This window comes from Paucilactobacillus nenjiangensis (genome assembly GCF_005405445.1).
Classification (GTDB): Bacteria; Bacillota; Bacilli; order Lactobacillales; family Lactobacillaceae; genus Paucilactobacillus; species Paucilactobacillus nenjiangensis.
Window position 1 is genome coordinate 1 of sequence record NZ_BJEB01000046.1, and the last position, 17,481, is coordinate 17,481.

The 17,481-nt window shown below is 39.1% G+C and carries 16 protein-coding genes; 5 read left to right on the plus strand and 11 right to left on the minus strand.

The window, feature by feature from the left end:
• Positions 1-41: 41 nt before the first annotated feature.
• From FFM59_RS07205 to rbsK, 5 genes are all read right to left on the minus strand, one after another.
• A complete protein-coding gene (locus tag FFM59_RS07205; RefSeq protein ID WP_137602364.1) occupies positions 42-1,088 on the minus strand; it encodes a lysylphosphatidylglycerol synthase transmembrane domain-containing protein in 1,047 nt (348 codons plus the stop codon).
• A 2-nt stretch (positions 1,089-1,090) separates the two neighbouring features.
• The gene (locus FFM59_RS07210) at positions 1,091-2,113 is read right to left on the minus strand and encodes a glycosyltransferase family 4 protein (protein ID WP_137602365.1); all 1,023 of its coding nucleotides are present in this window, start codon (positions 2,111-2,113) and stop codon (positions 1,091-1,093) included.
• Positions 2,114-2,115: 2 nt separating this feature from the next.
• A complete protein-coding gene (locus FFM59_RS07215; protein WP_137602366.1) occupies positions 2,116-3,318 on the minus strand; it encodes a glycosyltransferase family 4 protein in 1,203 nt (400 codons plus the stop codon).
• A 392-nt stretch (positions 3,319-3,710) separates the two neighbouring features.
• On the minus strand, positions 3,711-4,415 hold the full coding sequence (gene rpiA, locus FFM59_RS07220; protein ID WP_137602378.1) for a ribose-5-phosphate isomerase RpiA: 705 nt from the start codon (positions 4,413-4,415) through the stop codon (positions 3,711-3,713).
• Between the two features lie 16 nt (positions 4,416-4,431).
• Entirely contained in the window at positions 4,432-5,352 is a 921-nt protein-coding gene (rbsK, locus tag FFM59_RS07225; protein WP_137602367.1) for a ribokinase, read from the minus strand.
• A gap of 546 nt (positions 5,353-5,898) precedes the next feature.
• On the opposite strand from rbsK, the gene rbsD reads away from it, so the two are divergent.
• Both rbsD and fucP read left to right on the plus strand, forming a co-directional pair.
• Positions 5,899-6,294, plus strand: a complete 396-nt coding sequence (rbsD, locus tag FFM59_RS07230) for a D-ribose pyranase (RefSeq protein ID WP_137602368.1) — start codon at positions 5,899-5,901, stop codon at positions 6,292-6,294.
• Between the two features lie 69 nt (positions 6,295-6,363).
• On the plus strand, positions 6,364-7,713 hold the full coding sequence (gene fucP / locus FFM59_RS07235) for an L-fucose:H+ symporter permease (RefSeq protein WP_137602369.1): 1,350 nt from the start codon (positions 6,364-6,366) through the stop codon (positions 7,711-7,713).
• A gap of 183 nt (positions 7,714-7,896) precedes the next feature.
• Here fucP and ptsP read toward each other — a convergent pair whose 3' ends face one another.
• The 3 genes from ptsP to ykzS form a co-directional block, all read right to left on the minus strand.
• Positions 7,897-9,615, minus strand: coding sequence for a phosphoenolpyruvate--protein phosphotransferase (gene ptsP / locus FFM59_RS07240; RefSeq protein WP_137602370.1), 1,719 nt, complete (start codon positions 9,613-9,615; stop codon positions 7,897-7,899).
• A complete protein-coding gene (locus FFM59_RS07245) occupies positions 9,615-9,881 on the minus strand; it encodes a phosphocarrier protein HPr (RefSeq protein WP_137602371.1) in 267 nt (88 codons plus the stop codon). Before FFM59_RS07245 ends, ptsP begins: the two co-directional genes overlap by 1 nt.
• A 130-nt stretch (positions 9,882-10,011) precedes the next feature.
• The gene (gene ykzS / locus FFM59_RS07250) at positions 10,012-10,194 is read right to left on the minus strand and encodes a protein YkzS (protein WP_137602372.1); all 183 of its coding nucleotides are present in this window, start codon (positions 10,192-10,194) and stop codon (positions 10,012-10,014) included.
• Positions 10,195-10,432: 238 nt separating this feature from the next.
• On the opposite strand from ykzS, the gene FFM59_RS07255 reads away from it, so the two are divergent.
• Complete coding sequence (locus FFM59_RS07255) at positions 10,433-12,673, plus strand: ATP-dependent Clp protease ATP-binding subunit (RefSeq protein ID WP_137602373.1); 2,241 nt, start codon at positions 10,433-10,435, stop codon at positions 12,671-12,673.
• A gap of 64 nt (positions 12,674-12,737) precedes the next feature.
• Here the strand turns inward: FFM59_RS07255 and FFM59_RS07260 are convergent, their stop codons facing one another.
• A complete protein-coding gene (locus FFM59_RS07260; RefSeq protein WP_174795648.1) occupies positions 12,738-13,349 on the minus strand; it encodes an ECF transporter S component in 612 nt (203 codons plus the stop codon).
• Between the two features lie 114 nt (positions 13,350-13,463).
• Here FFM59_RS07260 and FFM59_RS07265 point away from each other — a divergent pair, with 114 nt between their 5' ends.
• Entirely contained in the window at positions 13,464-14,162 is a 699-nt protein-coding gene (locus FFM59_RS07265) for a MucBP domain-containing protein (protein ID WP_137602375.1), read from the plus strand.
• 140 nt (positions 14,163-14,302) lie between these two features.
• Complete coding sequence (locus tag FFM59_RS07270; protein ID WP_137602376.1) at positions 14,303-15,193, plus strand: DMT family transporter; 891 nt, start codon at positions 14,303-14,305, stop codon at positions 15,191-15,193.
• A gap of 64 nt (positions 15,194-15,257) precedes the next feature.
• Here the strand turns inward: FFM59_RS07270 and FFM59_RS10200 are convergent, their stop codons facing one another.
• Positions 15,258-16,622 carry a C39 family peptidase gene (locus FFM59_RS10200; RefSeq protein WP_225420328.1) on the minus strand — a complete coding sequence of 455 codons (1,365 nt, stop codon included), beginning with the start codon at positions 16,620-16,622 and terminating at the stop codon, positions 15,258-15,260.
• 123 nt (positions 16,623-16,745) lie between these two features.
• On the minus strand, positions 16,746-17,481 hold a 736-nt coding region (locus FFM59_RS07280; RefSeq protein ID WP_137602377.1), incomplete at its 5' end, for a C40 family peptidase.

A 17,481-nucleotide genomic window follows, 5' to 3' on the forward strand; every position in this document is an offset into this window, starting at 1 on the left:
TAAAGGGACTTTGGAGTGTTTTTCCAAAGTCCCTTTATTTTTTATAGTCTGGAATTAGTTTTTTCCCAGCCACATTTCTTTTTTCTTTTTTTCGGTTCAAATGCTAAGGCAAACATGCCGGCAAACATACCAAAGTAGTACGTCAACAGGCGCCACAATAACATCGCCAGGACTAATTTACTATTCACGCTAATGAAGCTGGAGAATAAGACGGAGAAACTATATTCCGCCCCGCCAGAGCCACCAGGAATTGGGAACAACGAGATAATCATAACAATTAGCACGTGCAAACTGGTAACCATAATTACATTGACGTGTGACACGCCTAATGCGAGCATGATGAAATATGGAATTAAATAGTAAAACAATAACTGGATTAACGTCATAATGGCGACTTTCACCAGTTTAAAGCCTTCTTGTTTCATCTTGAGACTTTCTTTGTAAAAACTATCAATTTTTTCATCAAGGTTGGATTTAATAGACTCATATTTATCTTTAGAACCACACCATTTAACTGGCTTAATTAACAAGTTCACCAGTTTCTTAGTCATCCCGTTCCAATACATAATCATCAACAAGCCCACCACGACCGCTAGATGAAATAGGAAACCGAACACTACCAGCAAGGATAAAGCCTGTAATTTTTCGGCGATAAAATGAAAGCCAATTACTAAACTAATCAAAAAGTTAATAACAATCATACTTTGAAAGATCACGAATTTCATTAGTAACACTGAACTAGCCTGGCCAGCTTCGACACCCGATTGCATCATCGCAATCAATTGGGCTGGTTGGCCACCAGTTGAAAATGGTGTTAATCCGTTAAATAGTTGTTCCACCAATGGAACTCGAATCGCATCTTTAAAAGTAAAGTCATCATCGCGCTCAGACATAAATAGTTGGACAATCACCGCTTCAATCAATAGATAGATGATAATACAAGCTAATGCCACAAGTAACCATTCCCACCGCAGCGTTTGGATATCATGAACCAGTGATGACAATTTAACATTACGCAGGGAGTAAGCAAAAATTCCTATTCCGACCAGTAACATTAAAACTAAAACAATTTTGTTTCGTCTCGACATTACTATACCTCTCTGGCTTGTTCCTCATAAAATTTTTCCCAAATAGTTGCTAAATGGTCCTTTGAATAACGTTGGGAAGCAATCACAGACTTGTCATGTAAGAATTGCAGACCAGCTGGATTGTGTTGCAATAATTGAATCTTTTGATTCATATCATCAACATCTTCAGCGGCTTCATAGTAACCATCAATAATCGCCCTGTATAACTCTAAGTCACGGAGTAAAACCGGAGTCCCACAACTAAATGCTTCTAAGACCGACATCGGAAATAGTTCATTATAGGAAGGAAGTAGAAATAAATCGGCGATATTATAGTAATCGACAATTTTATCTCGACCCACGATTCCTGGAAAAGTGAGGTTCGCCGGCGGATTATCGACGACTTTTTTCAAATCAGCATATCCATCGGTGATTTTACCAAATGAAAAGCCACCTACCCAGACGAATTGCATTTCTGGATTACGGCGCGCAAGTTCGATGAAATCATTGACCCCTTTACGTTCCTGAATCTGACCAGCACCCATCACTAAAAATTTAGATTGGTCAAAACCAAGTTCTTTCCGTAATTCAACTTTTCGTGTGGGTGTGTATTCACTAAATTCTTCTGGATCGACGAAGTTAGGAATATACGTAATTTTGCCACGATCAATTCCAACTGCCTCTAACTTACTAATAAATGACGGATTAACCACCACAATGTGATCCATTCGACGATAAAAAGTTAGTACATACCAATAAAAAATTGACTTAAATGGTTGTGGAATCTTCAGACTACCTTTCAATGTTTCCGGCAAAAAGTGAACGTAACCAATTTTACGACCCCGACCAGGTAACAAAGTGGATAAGAAAAATTGAGGGTCAATAGTATGGTAATGACTGATTTGTGAGCGCCGTAATTTATTGATTTTGATATCAAACTGATCGACAAACCGTTCATTTAATAAATTGACTAACTCAACATAGGCACTACCGACTCCTTGCCCTGCCACTTTATTCGCTGATGAAAACATCGTGATTTTAATCATAACTACCCTCGTGGTCCTTTAAATAAATTAATTGGTTCTCGTGCTGACTGAGCGTATTCAATTTCACTATCTTTGTAAAACTGGATAACCCGTGATCCAAATGTATGTGCAGAGATTTCCTCAAGTTTGGCACTTCGCTTATCATTGTCTTCCGGTGTAAATTCAACACCGCAATATTCCAAGACGCTTTCCACCAGCTGTGCTTTCGTTTCAAAATTAACCCCGATTGCAGGATCATCGATTAATTCCAAAGTGTAAGGACTCTTCATCACAACGATTGGTAGACCAGATGCCAAGGCTTCAATATAAGTTAAGCCTTGAGATTCAGAATCAGAGGCTGAGACAAAGACATTGGCAAGTTGGTAATACTTTTGAACATCGTTATTGTTGATTTCTCCGGTAAACGTCACATGGTCAGCTAAACCTAATTGGTTCGCCTGTTTTTCCAAGGTTTCACGCGCTGGGCCATCCCCGACAATCAATAATTGTGCTTTGGGTTCTGATTCTAAGATATCAGGCAAAGCTTCAATCAATTCATGAATATTTTTTTCAAACGCTAAGCGACTCAAAGACAATAACACAGGTGTATCCGAGTTATAACCCAAACTTTCCCGCATCGTCTTAATTTGAGCTTCATCGCGTTGCACACTATAGCGGTCTAAGTTAACGCCCGTAGGAATAACGCGCATTGGTACTTTGATACCATAACCAGTTAAGGTGGAACGCACTCGCTCACTAGGGCAAACAATCCCGGCCATATTCATCATAAACACATTGGCCATCTGTTTCACATTGCGTGGTTTTAAAATTCGACCATTAGCAATGTAGTGCAGATAGTCCTGATACATAGTGTGGTACGTATGAATGCAGGGTATTTTTAACGAACGGGCCGTCACTTTCCCCATCCAGCCAAGTGAAAATTCAGTTTGGGTGTGAATGACATCGAGTTCTAGTTCCTTACATAATTTATAGGCCTTAAATAGCCCTCGAACGGCAATCCGGCGGTCTGTAAACGAAACAAAGGGGACGCTTGTAAAGCGATAGACTCCTGGTTCATCATCTTCTGGGCCAACTTTAGGGTCAGTCGTCGTAAAAATATATACATGATGACCTTGTGCGCGCAACTCATCTCTCAATGTCTTGATTGAGGTTGCCACTCCACTGACTTGTGGAAAATATGTATCTGTAAATAGCCCAATGTTCAATTTTCTACTCCTCCGGTCTCATTAGACACGAATTCACGTGAATTTAATCTTATTTAATTCTACTAAACATAAGCTATTAATTCAATTGAACCGTTGTCTCCAATGTGGTTTATTTTATCTTAATTATCATGATTCTCCAAATGATTTACATGTCACACCTGTCTGTGACGATGCCACCATAAATTTAGAAAATCGAATAATAGTTCAACACGAATTATTATAGTCTTCTGACCGATTGATACCATTGCCATTTTCCAGTCTTAACTCAATATTAAACATATCAATTACTTCTTATTTAAGTTAATCAAAATGATGGCCTCTCAATTAGCCAACCGATCAAAATTAAAAAGGTTGTTAATCCTCTACTGAGAACTAGCAACCATCTGAAATGTTTATTTAAGTTGATCAAAGCTTTCCCCGTCGCGAGTCATCCTTTTAATGCCAGTTTGAGTCCCGACGATAACGTAATCTGCAATGTCTAAGAACAGTCCATGTTCAACGACCCCCACCAGACTGATTAATTCACTTGCCAACGCATGAGGATCCTCAATGTGTTTTAAATGTAAATCAATAATGTAATTATCTGAGTCCGTTAATAAATATTGGTCACCATTCATGCGAAAAGTTGGGTGATACCCTTTTGCCTCTAACTTTTTAAATAGTTGGCCTGAGCCAAATGGAATCACTTCAACTGGTAACGGAAATTCACCAAGTTGATGAACCAGCTTGCCTTCATCGACAATCCACATATTGCGCTTAGAATTAATCGCCACAATTTTCTCCCACAAGTGGGCCGCGCCACCGCCTTTGATACCGTCAAAATCATCACTAATTTCATCAGCACCATCAATCGTGAGGTCAATGGTCTCAACTTCATCGATACCTTTGACCAACATCCCCAACTCTTTGGCTTGGTTGGCCGTAAATTTAGATGTCGAAACACAAGTAATCTTCAGTTTCTTGGCTTGCACTCGTTGACCCAAGGCGTCCACCATTAAGCGAATGGTAGAACCACTGCCTAATCCGACCACCATACCATCTTTAATAAACTTGACTGCTTCATCGGCAACCATCTGTTTCAAACTATTTTGATCCATCATCAAACCTCCGAAATTATTCGTGACTAGTTTCTAATATTTGTGATAAGTGTGGAATCGAAGGAATTGCACCGAAACCTTGCACGGTAATCGAGCTAGCCTTTTGGGCGAACGCAATGGCATCACCCATATTTTGTAAGTCACTAGTCAATTGTGAACTGAGTGCGCCAATAAAGGTATCACCGGCTGCCGTCGTATCAACCGCGTTAACTTTAAAAGCTGGAATAAATTCATGGTGTTGGTCATTGGCATAAAACGCCCCTTTGTCACCTACCGTAATGACTAAGTTTTTCACACCCATTTGCTGAAACGCGGCAAAGTTCTGGAGCATTGATGCTTCATCAGTCACCTTAATCCCCGTGAGTGTTTCACTTTCAGTTTCATTGGGCACAATGATATCGGTATATGTTAATAATTCCGGCATAATTGCAGCAGCCGGTGCTGGATTCAGGATGGTGATAACTCCATTGGATTTGGCATATTTAAAGGCCTCTAAGGCAGCGGCTTGTGGAGTTTCAAATTGGGCAATTAAGAAATCTGACTCTTTGATTTTAGCTTGTGCGCTTTCAATATCAGTAGCATCGACTAACTGATTAGTTCCACCGTAAACGACGATACTATTTTGACCATTATCATCTAACAAAATAATAGCTGAACCAGTCCCAGTATTCACATCTTCTGAAATATTGCTCGTATCGACATCGTTATCGGCTAAGCTTTTCAGCATAAATTGACCAGCATCGTCTTGACCGACTTTACCAACAAAATTAACGTCGGCACCTGCCCGTACGGCTGCAATCGCTTGATTAGCACCTTTACCGCCGGCAGCACTACTTTTGTCATGTGAAGCAATGGTTTCACCAGGTAACGGCATATGGTTGATTGTAACAATGGTATCAACGTTGAGGCTTCCTAGAACTGTAACTGTGTTTGACATGTGAATTCTCCTTAAAAATATAATTAAGTGGTAAAACGTTTTACGTTACGTATTTAATCGTTGTGTTGTTGTTTTCAAGTTAACAGTCTATCATAGTTCGAAACCGTTTTCTAGATATTTTTTATCTGTAAGTTGAAATTCCATCATTGATGACAACTTTCTTCTATAACTGTCGGACAATAAAATTTTTTTCAAAAATTGATTGATTTGCTAGAAAATTGATTTGAATCTTGATTGCTTCTAAAAATTGCCCTCAGTCAACCATCGATTGATTATTTGTCAAAATCGTTGCATGTACAGGACTAATTTAAAAAAATATAATTAAATATTTTCTGAATTTTCAATTCGTGGTGAAGACTGCCAGTTAGTGCTTTTAATTAGTTTTTTCTCACAACAAATATTGTGATTTTTGTCACTTAATTGTCAAACAGTTGGTTACAATCATTTCCAAAACATGATAGGATTTTTATCGTTGTTCAAGTTTTGGTAATTACAGGTAAAACGTTTTATCAAATGTATATTTATATTTAGGAGGCACTAAGATCCATGAAAAAATCAACTGTAATCAACACTCACCTCTCGTCAGTGATTGCCGGCATGGGACATATGGACTGGCTCAGTGTTGGGGATGCAGGTATGCCAGTGCCCACAGGTACTGAAAAAATTGACTTAGCATTAACCAAAAACTTACCCAGCTTCATTGCGGTATTAGAAAATATCTTGAGTGAGCTGGAAGTCCAAAAAATTTATTTAGCCGATGAAATTAAGACTGAAAATCCTACTCAACTTCAAGCAATCCAAGATTTATTACCTGAAATTGACATCGAATATGTTCCTCACGCTCAATTAAAGCAAGACTTAGCTAAAACTCATGCGTTTGTTCGTACGGGAGAAATGACACCGTTCTCAAATATCATTTTAGAATCTGGGGTAACATTTTAATTTACGGGTAAAACATCTTATTAAAGCTTTAAGCATTTATTTTTATAATCTAAAGGAGTACTTATTATCATGGAAGCTACTGTTGTCCCGGAAAAAAAACATGGTTGGGTTCAATTATCTGACGGATATTTGAACAAGACCCCCTTATTACAATTTATTATTGTCTGTCTGATCTTCCCTATGTGGGGATGTGCCGCTAGTTTGAATGACATCTTAATCACTCAATTCAAACCGGTTTTCACTTTAAACGATGCCTCAACTGCCTTTGTGCAAACTGCCTTTTATGGAGGTTACTTTTTAATCGCCATCCCTGCTTCACTGATTATTAAAAAAAGTAGTTACAAAATAGCAATTATGACTGGGTTAGTTTTTTACATTATTGGTTGTACTATTTTCTTCCCAGCGTCGCATTTTGCCACATATAGTATGTTCCTCGTCGCCATCTTTGCGATTGCCGTAGGACTCAGTTTCCTTGAGACTTCGTATGACACTTACGTTTCAATGATGGGCCCTAAAAAGTCGAGTATTATGCGTTTAAACATTGCTAATACTTTGATTCCACTTGGCGACATCATGGGAATTGTTCTCGGTAAATTTTTGATCTTCGGTAAAATCAGTAGTATTTCTGAAAAAATGGCTAATATGCATGGGGCTGAACGAGTCGCTTATGGCGAAAAGATGTTACAACTGACCCTGCAACCCTACAAGTATATCTTGATTGTCCTATTAGTTTTATTAATTATCTTAGCGGTGACACCAATGCCACACGCCAAAGCCACTTCTATTTCTCGTACTGATGGTGATGAAGTTGAAGACAAACCAACTTTGAAAGAAACCATCAAATATCTTTGGTCAAACACTCGCTTTAAGAAAGGTGTTTTCACTCAATTTATCTACGCAGGAATGCAAACGACAGTCTGGTCCTTTACAATTCGCTTAGCACTAAACTTAATTCATATGTCTGATAGTGCCGCTGCTACGTTCATGATTTGGAGTTACGTTTCGTGGTTCGTTGGTAAGCTAGTTGCTAATATGTTCATGACGAAATTTTCAAGTACCGGTGTGTTGACTTGGTTCTCAGCCCTCGGAGTCATTTGTTTAATCGTGACGTTTACTGTACCAAATGTAACTGCCGTTTATGCAGCAGTCTTGACTAGTTTCTTCTTCGGTCCAGAATGGCCAACCATTTATGCCCACACACTTGATACTGTTACTGACAAGAAGCACACTGAAACTGCTGGTGCTATTATCGTAATGTCATTAATTGGTGGAGCTATCATGCCATTTGTTCAAGGACTCGTGTCAGATTTATCTGGTTCAATGCAATTTTCATTCATTGTACCCGCACTTTGTTACGTCTTCATCACGGGTTACTTCTTCTTAGAACATCGTTATGAAAAACTTCAATTAAATAAATAAGAATTATTCGACACAGTAATACCAGACCACGTTCATGACTGAATGAGGTTTGGTATTTTTTTATATTCGCAATTGAAGTCTGGATTGAATTGACAATAATCCTAATTGGATGATACCGAGGCAAAACAAAAAGGGATTTCAATGAAAGTCGCCTTTCATCAAAATCCAAATTATTAATCATATTTACTTACATGAATCTTCGACTAACTTTTGAACTTCTTCATTTGTTTCAAGTTCAAGAGCTTTGTCAGCTAAGGTTTTAACATCAGCAGTATTCAAGCGTTTCATTAATGAACGCGTTTGAAGCATTGATGTCGCACTCATTGAAAATTCATCAAGACCTAGTCCCATTAAGATCGGAACGGCGATTTGATCGCCAGCCATTTCACCACACATACCAGCCCATTTACCTTCAGCATGAGCAGTGTCAATCACTTGCTTGATCAAGCGAAGCAATGATGGGTTGTATGGTTGATAGAGGTAAGAAACATGTTCGTTTCCACGATCGGCCGCAAAAGTATATTGAATCAAGTCGTTAGTTCCAATACTGAAGAAATCAGCATATTTGGCTAACTTATCGGCGATAATAACTGCAGCAGGAATTTCCATCATCATTCCGACTTCGATATTATCAGCAACTGGTTGTCCAGCATCAATCATCTTTTGGCGTTCTTCATCATAAATAGCACGAGCTTGTTTGAACTCGTTAACCGTGGCAATCATAGGGAACATAATGGCAATTTTACCGTAATTAGATGCACGCAAGAGCGCACGCAACTGAGTCCGGAAAATGTCTTGTTGAGACAAACTAATTCGAATAGCCCGGTAACCCAAGAATGGGTTCATTTCTTCTGGCAATGGTAAGTATGGTAAATGCTTATCGCCACCAATATCCATGGTCCGAACAACAACTTGTTTGCCGTTCATCCCCTCAGCTACTTTTTTATAAGCTTCAAATTGTTCGTCTTCAGTTGGCAATTCTGATGAATTCATATATAAGAATTCAGAACGGAATAAACCAATTGCTTCCCCACCATTGTCCAGAACTCCATCTAAATCATCAGGAGTCCCAACATTAGCAGCGATGTCAAAATGTTTGCCATCAGCACTAACAGTTTTGGCATCTTTTAAAGATTTCCATTCAGCTTGTTCAGCCGCAAACTTGGCTGCTTCAGCTTCATATTGTTTAATCTCATCATCTGAAGGATCAATAATGATATCTCCGGTATTACCATCAACAATAATGGTATCACCGTCTTTAATTGAAGTTGTCGCATCCCCAGTTCCAACAATGGCTGGAATTTCAAGGGTCCGAGACATGATAGCTGAATGTGAAGTCCGACCACCAATATCCGTGATAAATGCTTTCACAAATTGACGGTCTAATTGAGCCGTATCGCTAGGTGTCAAATCGTGTGAAACTACGATTGAAGTGGAATCGATTAATGAAGGGCTTGGAAGGGTTACTCCCAATAAGTGACTCATGACCCGTTTAGTGACGTCACGAATATCACCCGCACGTTCTTGCATATAAGGGTTATCGGTCATTGCCTCAAACATCCCAATATACATATCAGTGACGGTTTTGACTGCGGACTCAGCATTAACTTTATCGTCATTGATTTTAGTTTCAATGGCGCCAATTAGTTCAGGATCCGTCAAAATCGTAATATGTGCTTCGAAAACTGCTGCTTCTTCTTCACCTAGTGATTTAACTGCGTGTTCCTTGATAATCTCGAGTTCTTTTTTTGATTCACTAAATGAATCGTGAAGTCTTTCGACTTCACGTTTTGTATCCGTAATAGTTTCTTCATTAAAAGACAGGTCGGGATCTACTAACATGTAAGCCTTCGCAATTGCGATACCATTACTGGCGGCAATTCCACTGAGTCGGTTTGACATTAGTCAGACAGTCCTTCCTTTTTCATAGTTTCAGCAATAGCTGCAATAGCGTCTTTTTCATCAGCACCTTCAGCTGAAATTGTGACTGCTGCACCTTGGCCTACACCAAGTGACATAACACCCATGATTGACTTAAGATTGACACCCTTACCATCATATTGAAGAGTAATGTCTGAGCTAAATTTTGATGCAGTTTGCACCAAAATAGTTGCTGGACGTGCATGAATTCCTGTTTCTGCTGTTACGTTAAAATCTTGTTTTTCCATGATATCAATCTCCTTCAAGAGTATAAATTAATGAGAACTCCAATTTTATGGACAATCCGTTCTCGTTTGTTAATATTTTAGCAATTGTAAGCGTTAAATTCAAGTTAAATAATGTAAACGGTTTATTTAGCTATTCGGCAACCATCCGATAGATAATCTGTCCGCCCCGCATCGCCTGCCCTTTTATTCTTTTTCGGTACTCGTAAGCGTGGAAGATTGCTTGGAATTCCACAAACTCACTGGCTTCAATCGGTAACTCTGCAATTACGCCGGTTCGAAGCTGTTCTAATAACTGAAAATAATCTTTATCCATAACCGACCTCCTAGCGTCTATTATACCAGAGATTAATTAGCACTCGACGAGTTAGTTTGCTAAATTTTCCTCAACAATATTTTTACGGATCCTTCTTAATCCCTTATGTACCAACGGTTACGGAGTTAATACAAATGACTTGCATTTAAAATAAATGCATGTATAATATAGTCAATGGTCAAAGAAGGTCAATGTTTTTTTGACCAAACACTGCTACTATTAAAAGGAGGTTCACTTCATGTTGTGTCAAAATTGTCAACAGAATCCCGCCACCATTCACCTACAAGTTTCATTGAATGGTCAACGGACACAAGTTGACCTCTGTCAAAACTGCTATCAGCAATTAAAACAAACACAAAACTTCTTAAATGGAGGTAACGGAATGGCAAATAACAATAATAACAACAATAACGGCCAATTCGGGTTTGGTAGTTTAGATGAAATGCTTCGCGCAATTCAACAACAAAACCAAGCTCAATTTTCGCAAGCGCAACAAAATCAACAACAAGCTCAACGTGGTCGCGGTGGTAATAATAACGGCGGCGATAGTTTACTCGCTCAATTTGGTCTCAATTTAACTGAACAAGCTAAGCAAGGCAAAATTGATCCCGTGATTGGACGGGACAATGAAATCAGCCGTGTGATTGAAATCTTGAATCGTCGGACGAAGAACAACCCCGTTTTGATTGGTGAAGCCGGAGTTGGTAAAACTTCCGTGGTAGAAGGTTTAGCACTGGCCATTGTTGCCGGTCAAGTCCCTGCTAAATTATCCCATAAGCAAGTCATTCGTTTAGACGTTGTATCATTGGTCCAAGGGACTGGTGTGCGTGGTCAATTCGAAGAACGACTCCAAAAATTAATGGATGAAGTTTCGAAGAACGATGATATTATCCTCTTTATTGATGAAATCCATGAAATTATGGGTGCTGGGAATGCTGAAGGTGGTATGGACGCCGGTAACGTCTTAAAACCTGCCCTCGCTCGTGGTGAATTCCAACTAGTCGGTGCGACGACTTTAAATGAATATCGTAAGATTGAAAAAGACGCCGCTTTAGCCCGTCGGTTCCAACCCGTTCAAGTTGATGAGCCTTCAGTAGAAGAAACTTTACAAATTCTACGTGGGATTCAATCACGTTACCAAGATTATCATAACGTTAAATATACGGACGCTGCCATTGATGCTGCTGTTAAGTTATCTGCGCGCTACATCCAAGATCGTTTCTTACCTGATAAGGCGATTGATTTACTTGATGAAGCTGGTTCCAAAAAGAACTTAACTTTAAAGACCGCTGACCCAGCCACGATTGAAAATGAAATTCACACGGCTGAAGCCCATAAGCAACAAGCTTTGGACAATGAAGATTATGAAAAAGCTGCCTTTTACCGTGATCAAGTCGCGAAACTCGAAAAAGCCAAGAAAGATGCCGAAGAAAATCATTCGGATCAATCAGCTACGGTCACTGAAAAAGACATGCAAACGATTGTCGAAGAAAAGACCAATATTCCAGTTGGCGAATTACAAAAACAAGAACAATCTCAATTGAAAGATTTAGATAAAAACTTGAAAGCTAACGTAATTGGTCAAGATGAAGCTGTTAATAAAGTTACCCGGGCAATTCGCCGGAACCGGATTGGTTTGAATAAATCTGGTCGTCCAATTGGCTCCTTCCTGTTTGTTGGCCCTACCGGAGTTGGTAAAACAGAAACTGCTAAACAACTGGCCAAAGAATTATTCGGTTCAACCGATTCAATGATTCGTTTTGATATGAGTGAGTATATGGAGAAACACAGCACGGCGAAGTTAATCGGTTCGCCTCCTGGGTATGTAGGCTACGAAGAAGCCGGTCAATTGACTGAGCAAGTTCGTCGCCACCCCTATAGTTTGATTCTCTTGGACGAAGTTGAAAAGGCTCATCCTGATGTAATGCACATGTTCTTGCAAATTTTGGAAGATGGCCGTCTAACAGATTCACAAGGTCGGACTGTCAGTTTCAAGGATACGATTATCATCATGACCTCGAATGCCGGTTCTGGGGATGCGGTTGTCAGCGTTGGCTTTGCGGCCGACTCTGCTGGTGAAACGCACTCAGTGATGGCCAAACTTGGCGATTACTTCAAACCAGAGTTCCTAAACCGTTTTGATGGCATTGTCGAATTCAACGCCTTAACTAAGGAAGACTTAGGTAAGATTGTTGGCTTGATGATTGATGATGTGAATAAGATGTTGGCTGATCGTGACTTGTATATTCACGTCACTGGACCAGTCCAAGATAAGTTAGTTGAATTAGGCTATGACCCCACTATGGGTGCCCGTCCACTCCGTCGAGTGATTCAAGAACAAATCGAAGACCGGATTGCTGACTTTGTAATCGATAATCCCAAGATTAAAAACTTGAATGCCAAAATTGTTGATGGTGAAATCGTGATTGAACCTTCTAACAATGCTCCCGTGGCCGTCGAAGAAAAAGCCAAAGATTAATTAAGATTTAAAAAGGAATTCTACTCACATTTTAGTGAGAGAATTCCTTTTTCGATTCCTATCATTATGAAGCTTGTTGGCGCTGAGTCACTTTACGTAATGGCGTCGCAATTAACGGAGCGATAATTGCTGCCATCAGCATCTCCGCTAGTCCGTTCGTCACAAAGATAGCGGATAAAGCCTTAAATAAATTGCTGACGTTGACACCATAGACCTTTGCGACCTCTGGTGTGTGATAAAAGATGTAAATGAATCCCAACACCAAGACCGTGTTGGTAAGTGCTCCCAAAATTGCCGCAATCACCATTGAACTAAGCGAATGTTTGAAAAGTTTAAACAGTGCCATGAATGTCCAACCAGCCACTAACCCAATCATAATTCTCGGGAGAACTGATACCAACGGATTCACAAATACCAAGGGTGCCAATGGGCTACTAGGAAAAGCAAACGCGCGAATCCAAGTCAAAACGCCCCAGACGCCCCCCACGATTGCTCCATCGACCGGTCCCAAGACAATGGCCGTGATAATCACTGTCACATGAAGTGTTGTCAGACTGAGCGGACCAATTGGAATGTTCCCGAGCATTGGAATAAAGTCCTGTAACACGATAATTGCAGTTAAGATTGCTAAAATACTGATACGATATGTTGATCTTTTCTTTCTCAATTTGGCCACCTCGCCTAGTTAATGTTATTATTATAACGTGTAGGAAATAAAATTAAAAATATCTAGTGAAATATCTCTAAAAAAAAGACTATAATAAATTAAAACAATTGGGAAGTGTAGATTATGAGTGAAAATCCAGTACTTGGTATGCCGGTATGGGCATATTACATTAATATCGATGATCAATCCAATATTGTGGCTCCACAACTTTTAAAGGGACTCTATGGCCAACATTACGTGGTCGACAAAACCGAATTAGATAATTTTCGGTTTATTAAAGCTGAAGGTGATTTAACTGGGACTTTCGAGGATCAACCTGGTTCAGTACAACTCTTTTACCGCAAGGCTAACTGGGCGGAAATGGAAGACGTCGATATGTACCTTCATTTAAAAGACAATACTGTCATTTATGATGGCATTGAAGGTCTTAAGACCCCTAGTTCACTACCAGAAGGAATGACCATCCGGGCTTTCAAGCGAGTTGCTACCACCAATGGTGAATTTTGGTACGAAATTAGTCCTAATCAATGGGTCCTCTATAAAGATATGGAAATTACCAAAAATCCATTTGAACATATCGAATTGTCACCTTCTGGGCAACAACTCAAATTTGATCCCGTTGGCGAAGTACCTGCTCAGATTGATTATATTCCTGGCAAGAAAATTCAAGTGTATGAAAAGCCCTATGGTAAAATCACCAACGAACTTGAAGATGGCACTGAAGTCACAGTCATCGCTACCTCAACTGGCGACGATGGCGTTACCTGGTACAAAATTAAGGGTGACGAATTCATTAATGGCACCTATGTTAAATTGAAATAAATAATCAAAGGTTTGGACAGACTTCGGTTTGTTCAAACTTTTTTTGTTAGTCATTACTGATGGCAAGTTAAGCGACTGTTTATCGCTGTTTTAATTAGTGGTATAGTAGTTAGATAAGTTTTCAGAGTAGGAGTAGAACATTGAAATTATCTAAAGTACAAGCCAACATTGTCTTATTTGTGACTGCAATTATCTGGGGTGCCGGGTACCTCTTCGTTAAACAAGCGACTGATGCACAAATGACAGCGGGGATGATTAACTTCTTCCGTGGGGCTATCTGTGCCGGCCTCGCCTATCTATTTTTCCATAAAACCATCAACAAAATGAATCGGCAGGATTTTCGAATTGGTTTAGTCGCCGGAATTATCAATTTTTTAGGTTATCAAATTCAAACTCTGGGATTAAAATATACGACGCCCAGCAATAATGCATTTCTAACCGCCATTTATGTGGTCATTATCCCCTTCATCTCATGGATTTTCTTTCATGAACGGCCTGAAACCAAAAGTTATTTTTCGGTGGCTATTTGTATGATTGGTGTGATGTTTTTACAAAATATCTTTTCGGTTGGTTTTACGTTTAGACTGGGGGATGTGCTTACCATTATCTCCGCTGTTTTCTACGCGTTACAGATTGTCTACTTCGGCTATACGGCCACCGACTCAAGTCCTTGGATTGTCGCCTTTATGTTAGGTGCCACCCAGTGTGTCTTTGGTGGTGTCTGGTCACTGTTATTTGAACATGCCAGTTATGGTTCGATTGATTGGCGTGCGGCGATTGTACCGGTAATTATTCTTGGTATCTTCTCTTCCTTCATTGCCCAAACCTTACAGGTCTTGGGACAGAAGTTTACAAATCCTACACCTGCTGGTTTAATTCTTATGACTGAAGCCATGTTTGGATCAATCTTTTCAGTGATTTTTGGCTTTGAAGCCTTCACCACCCACCTACTATACGGTGGCCTACTGATTGTGGCCGGAATTGTAATCATGCAAATACGATTTAAACCGTTAAATAAACTTGATAAATAAAAAACGTTCCCGATTGGCAACTTGGTTGTCAGTGGGGAACGATTTTTTTGATATCTATTTAGTTTTAAAAGCTTAATGCATTATTCCAAATTTTGCCCCAACGACTATAGAAAGTACCATAGCTCATGGTTTCTTTTTGACCGGTCCAAGGATTGTTATATTGTAAATAGTCAGCACCATAGCCTGTTAAAGTAACACAATGTTCTGAGAAGCCATTCATATCACCCATCCAAACGGCCACTAAGTGTCCTTGATTTAGCTTGGTTTGAATGTCAAACATGCTAGCACCGTTCATCAATTGTGATGTGCCAAGATACTTAGATAATTCGCTAGCGATTCCAGAAGCAAGAACCCATGCAGATGCTGTGGCATATGGATTACCTACAAACCCAGAATTTGGATTACTGCTGTGTGGAATTTCATTAGCAATTTGTTCTTTACTCACATTCACGCCAGCATATTGTAATAACATCGTAATTGCGACAATTTCACAACCAGTTGGCAAATTAGGCAGTTGGGAAAGTGCCACGGTATCATCATTAGCTGCTGCGTAAATTACTCCATTACCATCAGCTAAAAACTTAGTTCGACCGTCGTTAAAGAATCCCTTTTGTAATGATCCGTCGTCACCAAAAAAGTAATTATGTCTCCAGTTTTGATAAAATTGGTTGGTATAACGGGCACCATCTCCACCAAAATAATAAGTATTTCCCCAATTACTGTAAAATTGATTGGTGTATCTAACACCATCACTACCAAAATAGTAAACATTACCCCAATTTGTGTAGAATTGATTAGTGTAACGTGCACCACCATTACCAAAATAATAGACATTACCCCAGTTTGAATAGAATTTATCATTATATCTAACACCACTGGCATCAAAATAATAAACATTTGAATTTTGACTTAAAAATTGATTACTGTATCTTGCTCCACCAGTACCAAAGTAATAGGTATTACCCCAGTTTGTATAGTATTGATTTTCAAAACGTTTTCCATCATTACCAAAGTAATAAACATTATTATTTTCTGAGTAAAAATAATTTGTTTGGTTAACCCCATCTACCTGGTAATAATAAGATGCGTTCTCTTCAACAACACCATTTTTAGGTGTCGCCGCCACACTAGTAATTACGTTTTTCGCATCAATATTTGTCGAATCTGCATTACTGCTTTTTGTATCTTGTGACGTAGCTTTTTCTGAGTTCGAGTCATTCTGTTCACTTAAAGAATTACTAGATGAGCTAGATGCCTGAATTTCTTGGATCTTAATACTACCGCTGTCAACACCACTCTCTGATGTTGATGTAGGCACTATAGAATTGCCAGATTCTCCTGTAATATTTGAATCCGCAAATACACTACTAGTTAAACCAATAGATGCAAGTACAGCCATTGATGCAGTTAATAATATTTTTTTCCCCAATATCAATATATTTCTCCTCCGTTAAATAATTTTGTAACACATTTATTATAACAAATTAACTTATCGTTCGATATAATTTTTCAAAAAAAGATGCTGGCAGATTTACCCTACCAACACCTTAAACTAACCAACTAGCCTTCTATTTATATTGTCCATTAAGTCTTTCCACGTAGAATTTGTATTTGGTCGAATATCACTCAACTGATTAACCCCAACACCACCAGTTGACGAATTTAGTGAGTCGTGCAAGAAGTATCCCCCAGCTAAGTAAATACCTTCATGTCCGACATTGTCCATCATAAATATATCACCACGTTTTAGTTGTGAAGTATTAACCGCATATCCATTATATTGCTGCTCATAAGTATCAATGCCATTTGCATTTCCTAACTTTATGCCTGAATTTGAATAAATCCAATTAATAAAGCCTGAACAATCGAATCTTCTAGCAGCAATGGTCTCATCAGATCTACCACCATTCCATAAGTAAGGTGAGTTACCAACAAGACTCATTCCTAGCGATATAGCATTCTCAATTTGCCAAATTCCAGAACTTATAATGCCATTGCCATCGGTATGATATTCATTGCCATTTTCAAAAACGTTTCCGTTTTTAACTAATGCACCGTCTGATCCAAAGAAATACAATGACCCCCAATTGAAGTAGTATCTGTTATCATACCGTGCACCATCTGAGCCAAAGTAATAAGTATTTCCCCAATTATTATAAAAAGAATTGTCATTGCGTGCGCCATCTGAGCCAAAATAGTAAACGTTACCCCATTTTGGAGAGCGTAAAATATCTTGTGTAAATGCATAAAAGATTTCTGAATTGTATAGAAATAGGGAATGCCTTCCC

Bases quoted from the DNA above. Each gene is read 5' to 3' on its own strand.
- FFM59_RS07210 (WP_137602365.1), bottom strand. From the start codon at position 2,113: ATGATTAAAATCACGATGTTTTCATCAGCGAATAAAGTGGCAGGGCAA.
- rpiA (WP_137602378.1), bottom strand. From the start codon at position 4,415: ATGGATCAAAATAGTTTGAAACAGATGGTTGCCGATGAAGCAGTCAAG.
- ykzS (WP_137602372.1), bottom strand. From the start codon at position 10,194: ATGGATAAAGATTATTTTCAGTTATTAGAACAGCTTCGAACCGGCGTA.
- rbsD (WP_137602368.1), top strand. From the start codon at position 5,899: ATGAAAAAATCAACTGTAATCAACACTCACCTCTCGTCAGTGATTGCC.
- ptsP (WP_137602370.1), bottom strand. From the start codon at position 9,615: ATGTCAAACCGACTCAGTGGAATTGCCGCCAGTAATGGTATCGCAATT.
- FFM59_RS07245 (WP_137602371.1), bottom strand. From the start codon at position 9,881: ATGGAAAAACAAGATTTTAACGTAACAGCAGAAACAGGAATTCATGCA.
- FFM59_RS07265 (WP_137602375.1), top strand. From the start codon at position 13,464: ATGAGTGAAAATCCAGTACTTGGTATGCCGGTATGGGCATATTACATT.
- rbsK (WP_137602367.1), bottom strand. From the start codon at position 5,352: ATGTCAAACACAGTTACAGTTCTAGGAAGCCTCAACGTTGATACCATT.
- FFM59_RS07255 (WP_137602373.1), top strand. From the start codon at position 10,433: ATGTTGTGTCAAAATTGTCAACAGAATCCCGCCACCATTCACCTACAA.
- fucP (WP_137602369.1), top strand. From the start codon at position 6,364: ATGGAAGCTACTGTTGTCCCGGAAAAAAAACATGGTTGGGTTCAATTA.
- FFM59_RS07205 (WP_137602364.1), bottom strand. From the start codon at position 1,088: ATGTCGAGACGAAACAAAATTGTTTTAGTTTTAATGTTACTGGTCGGA.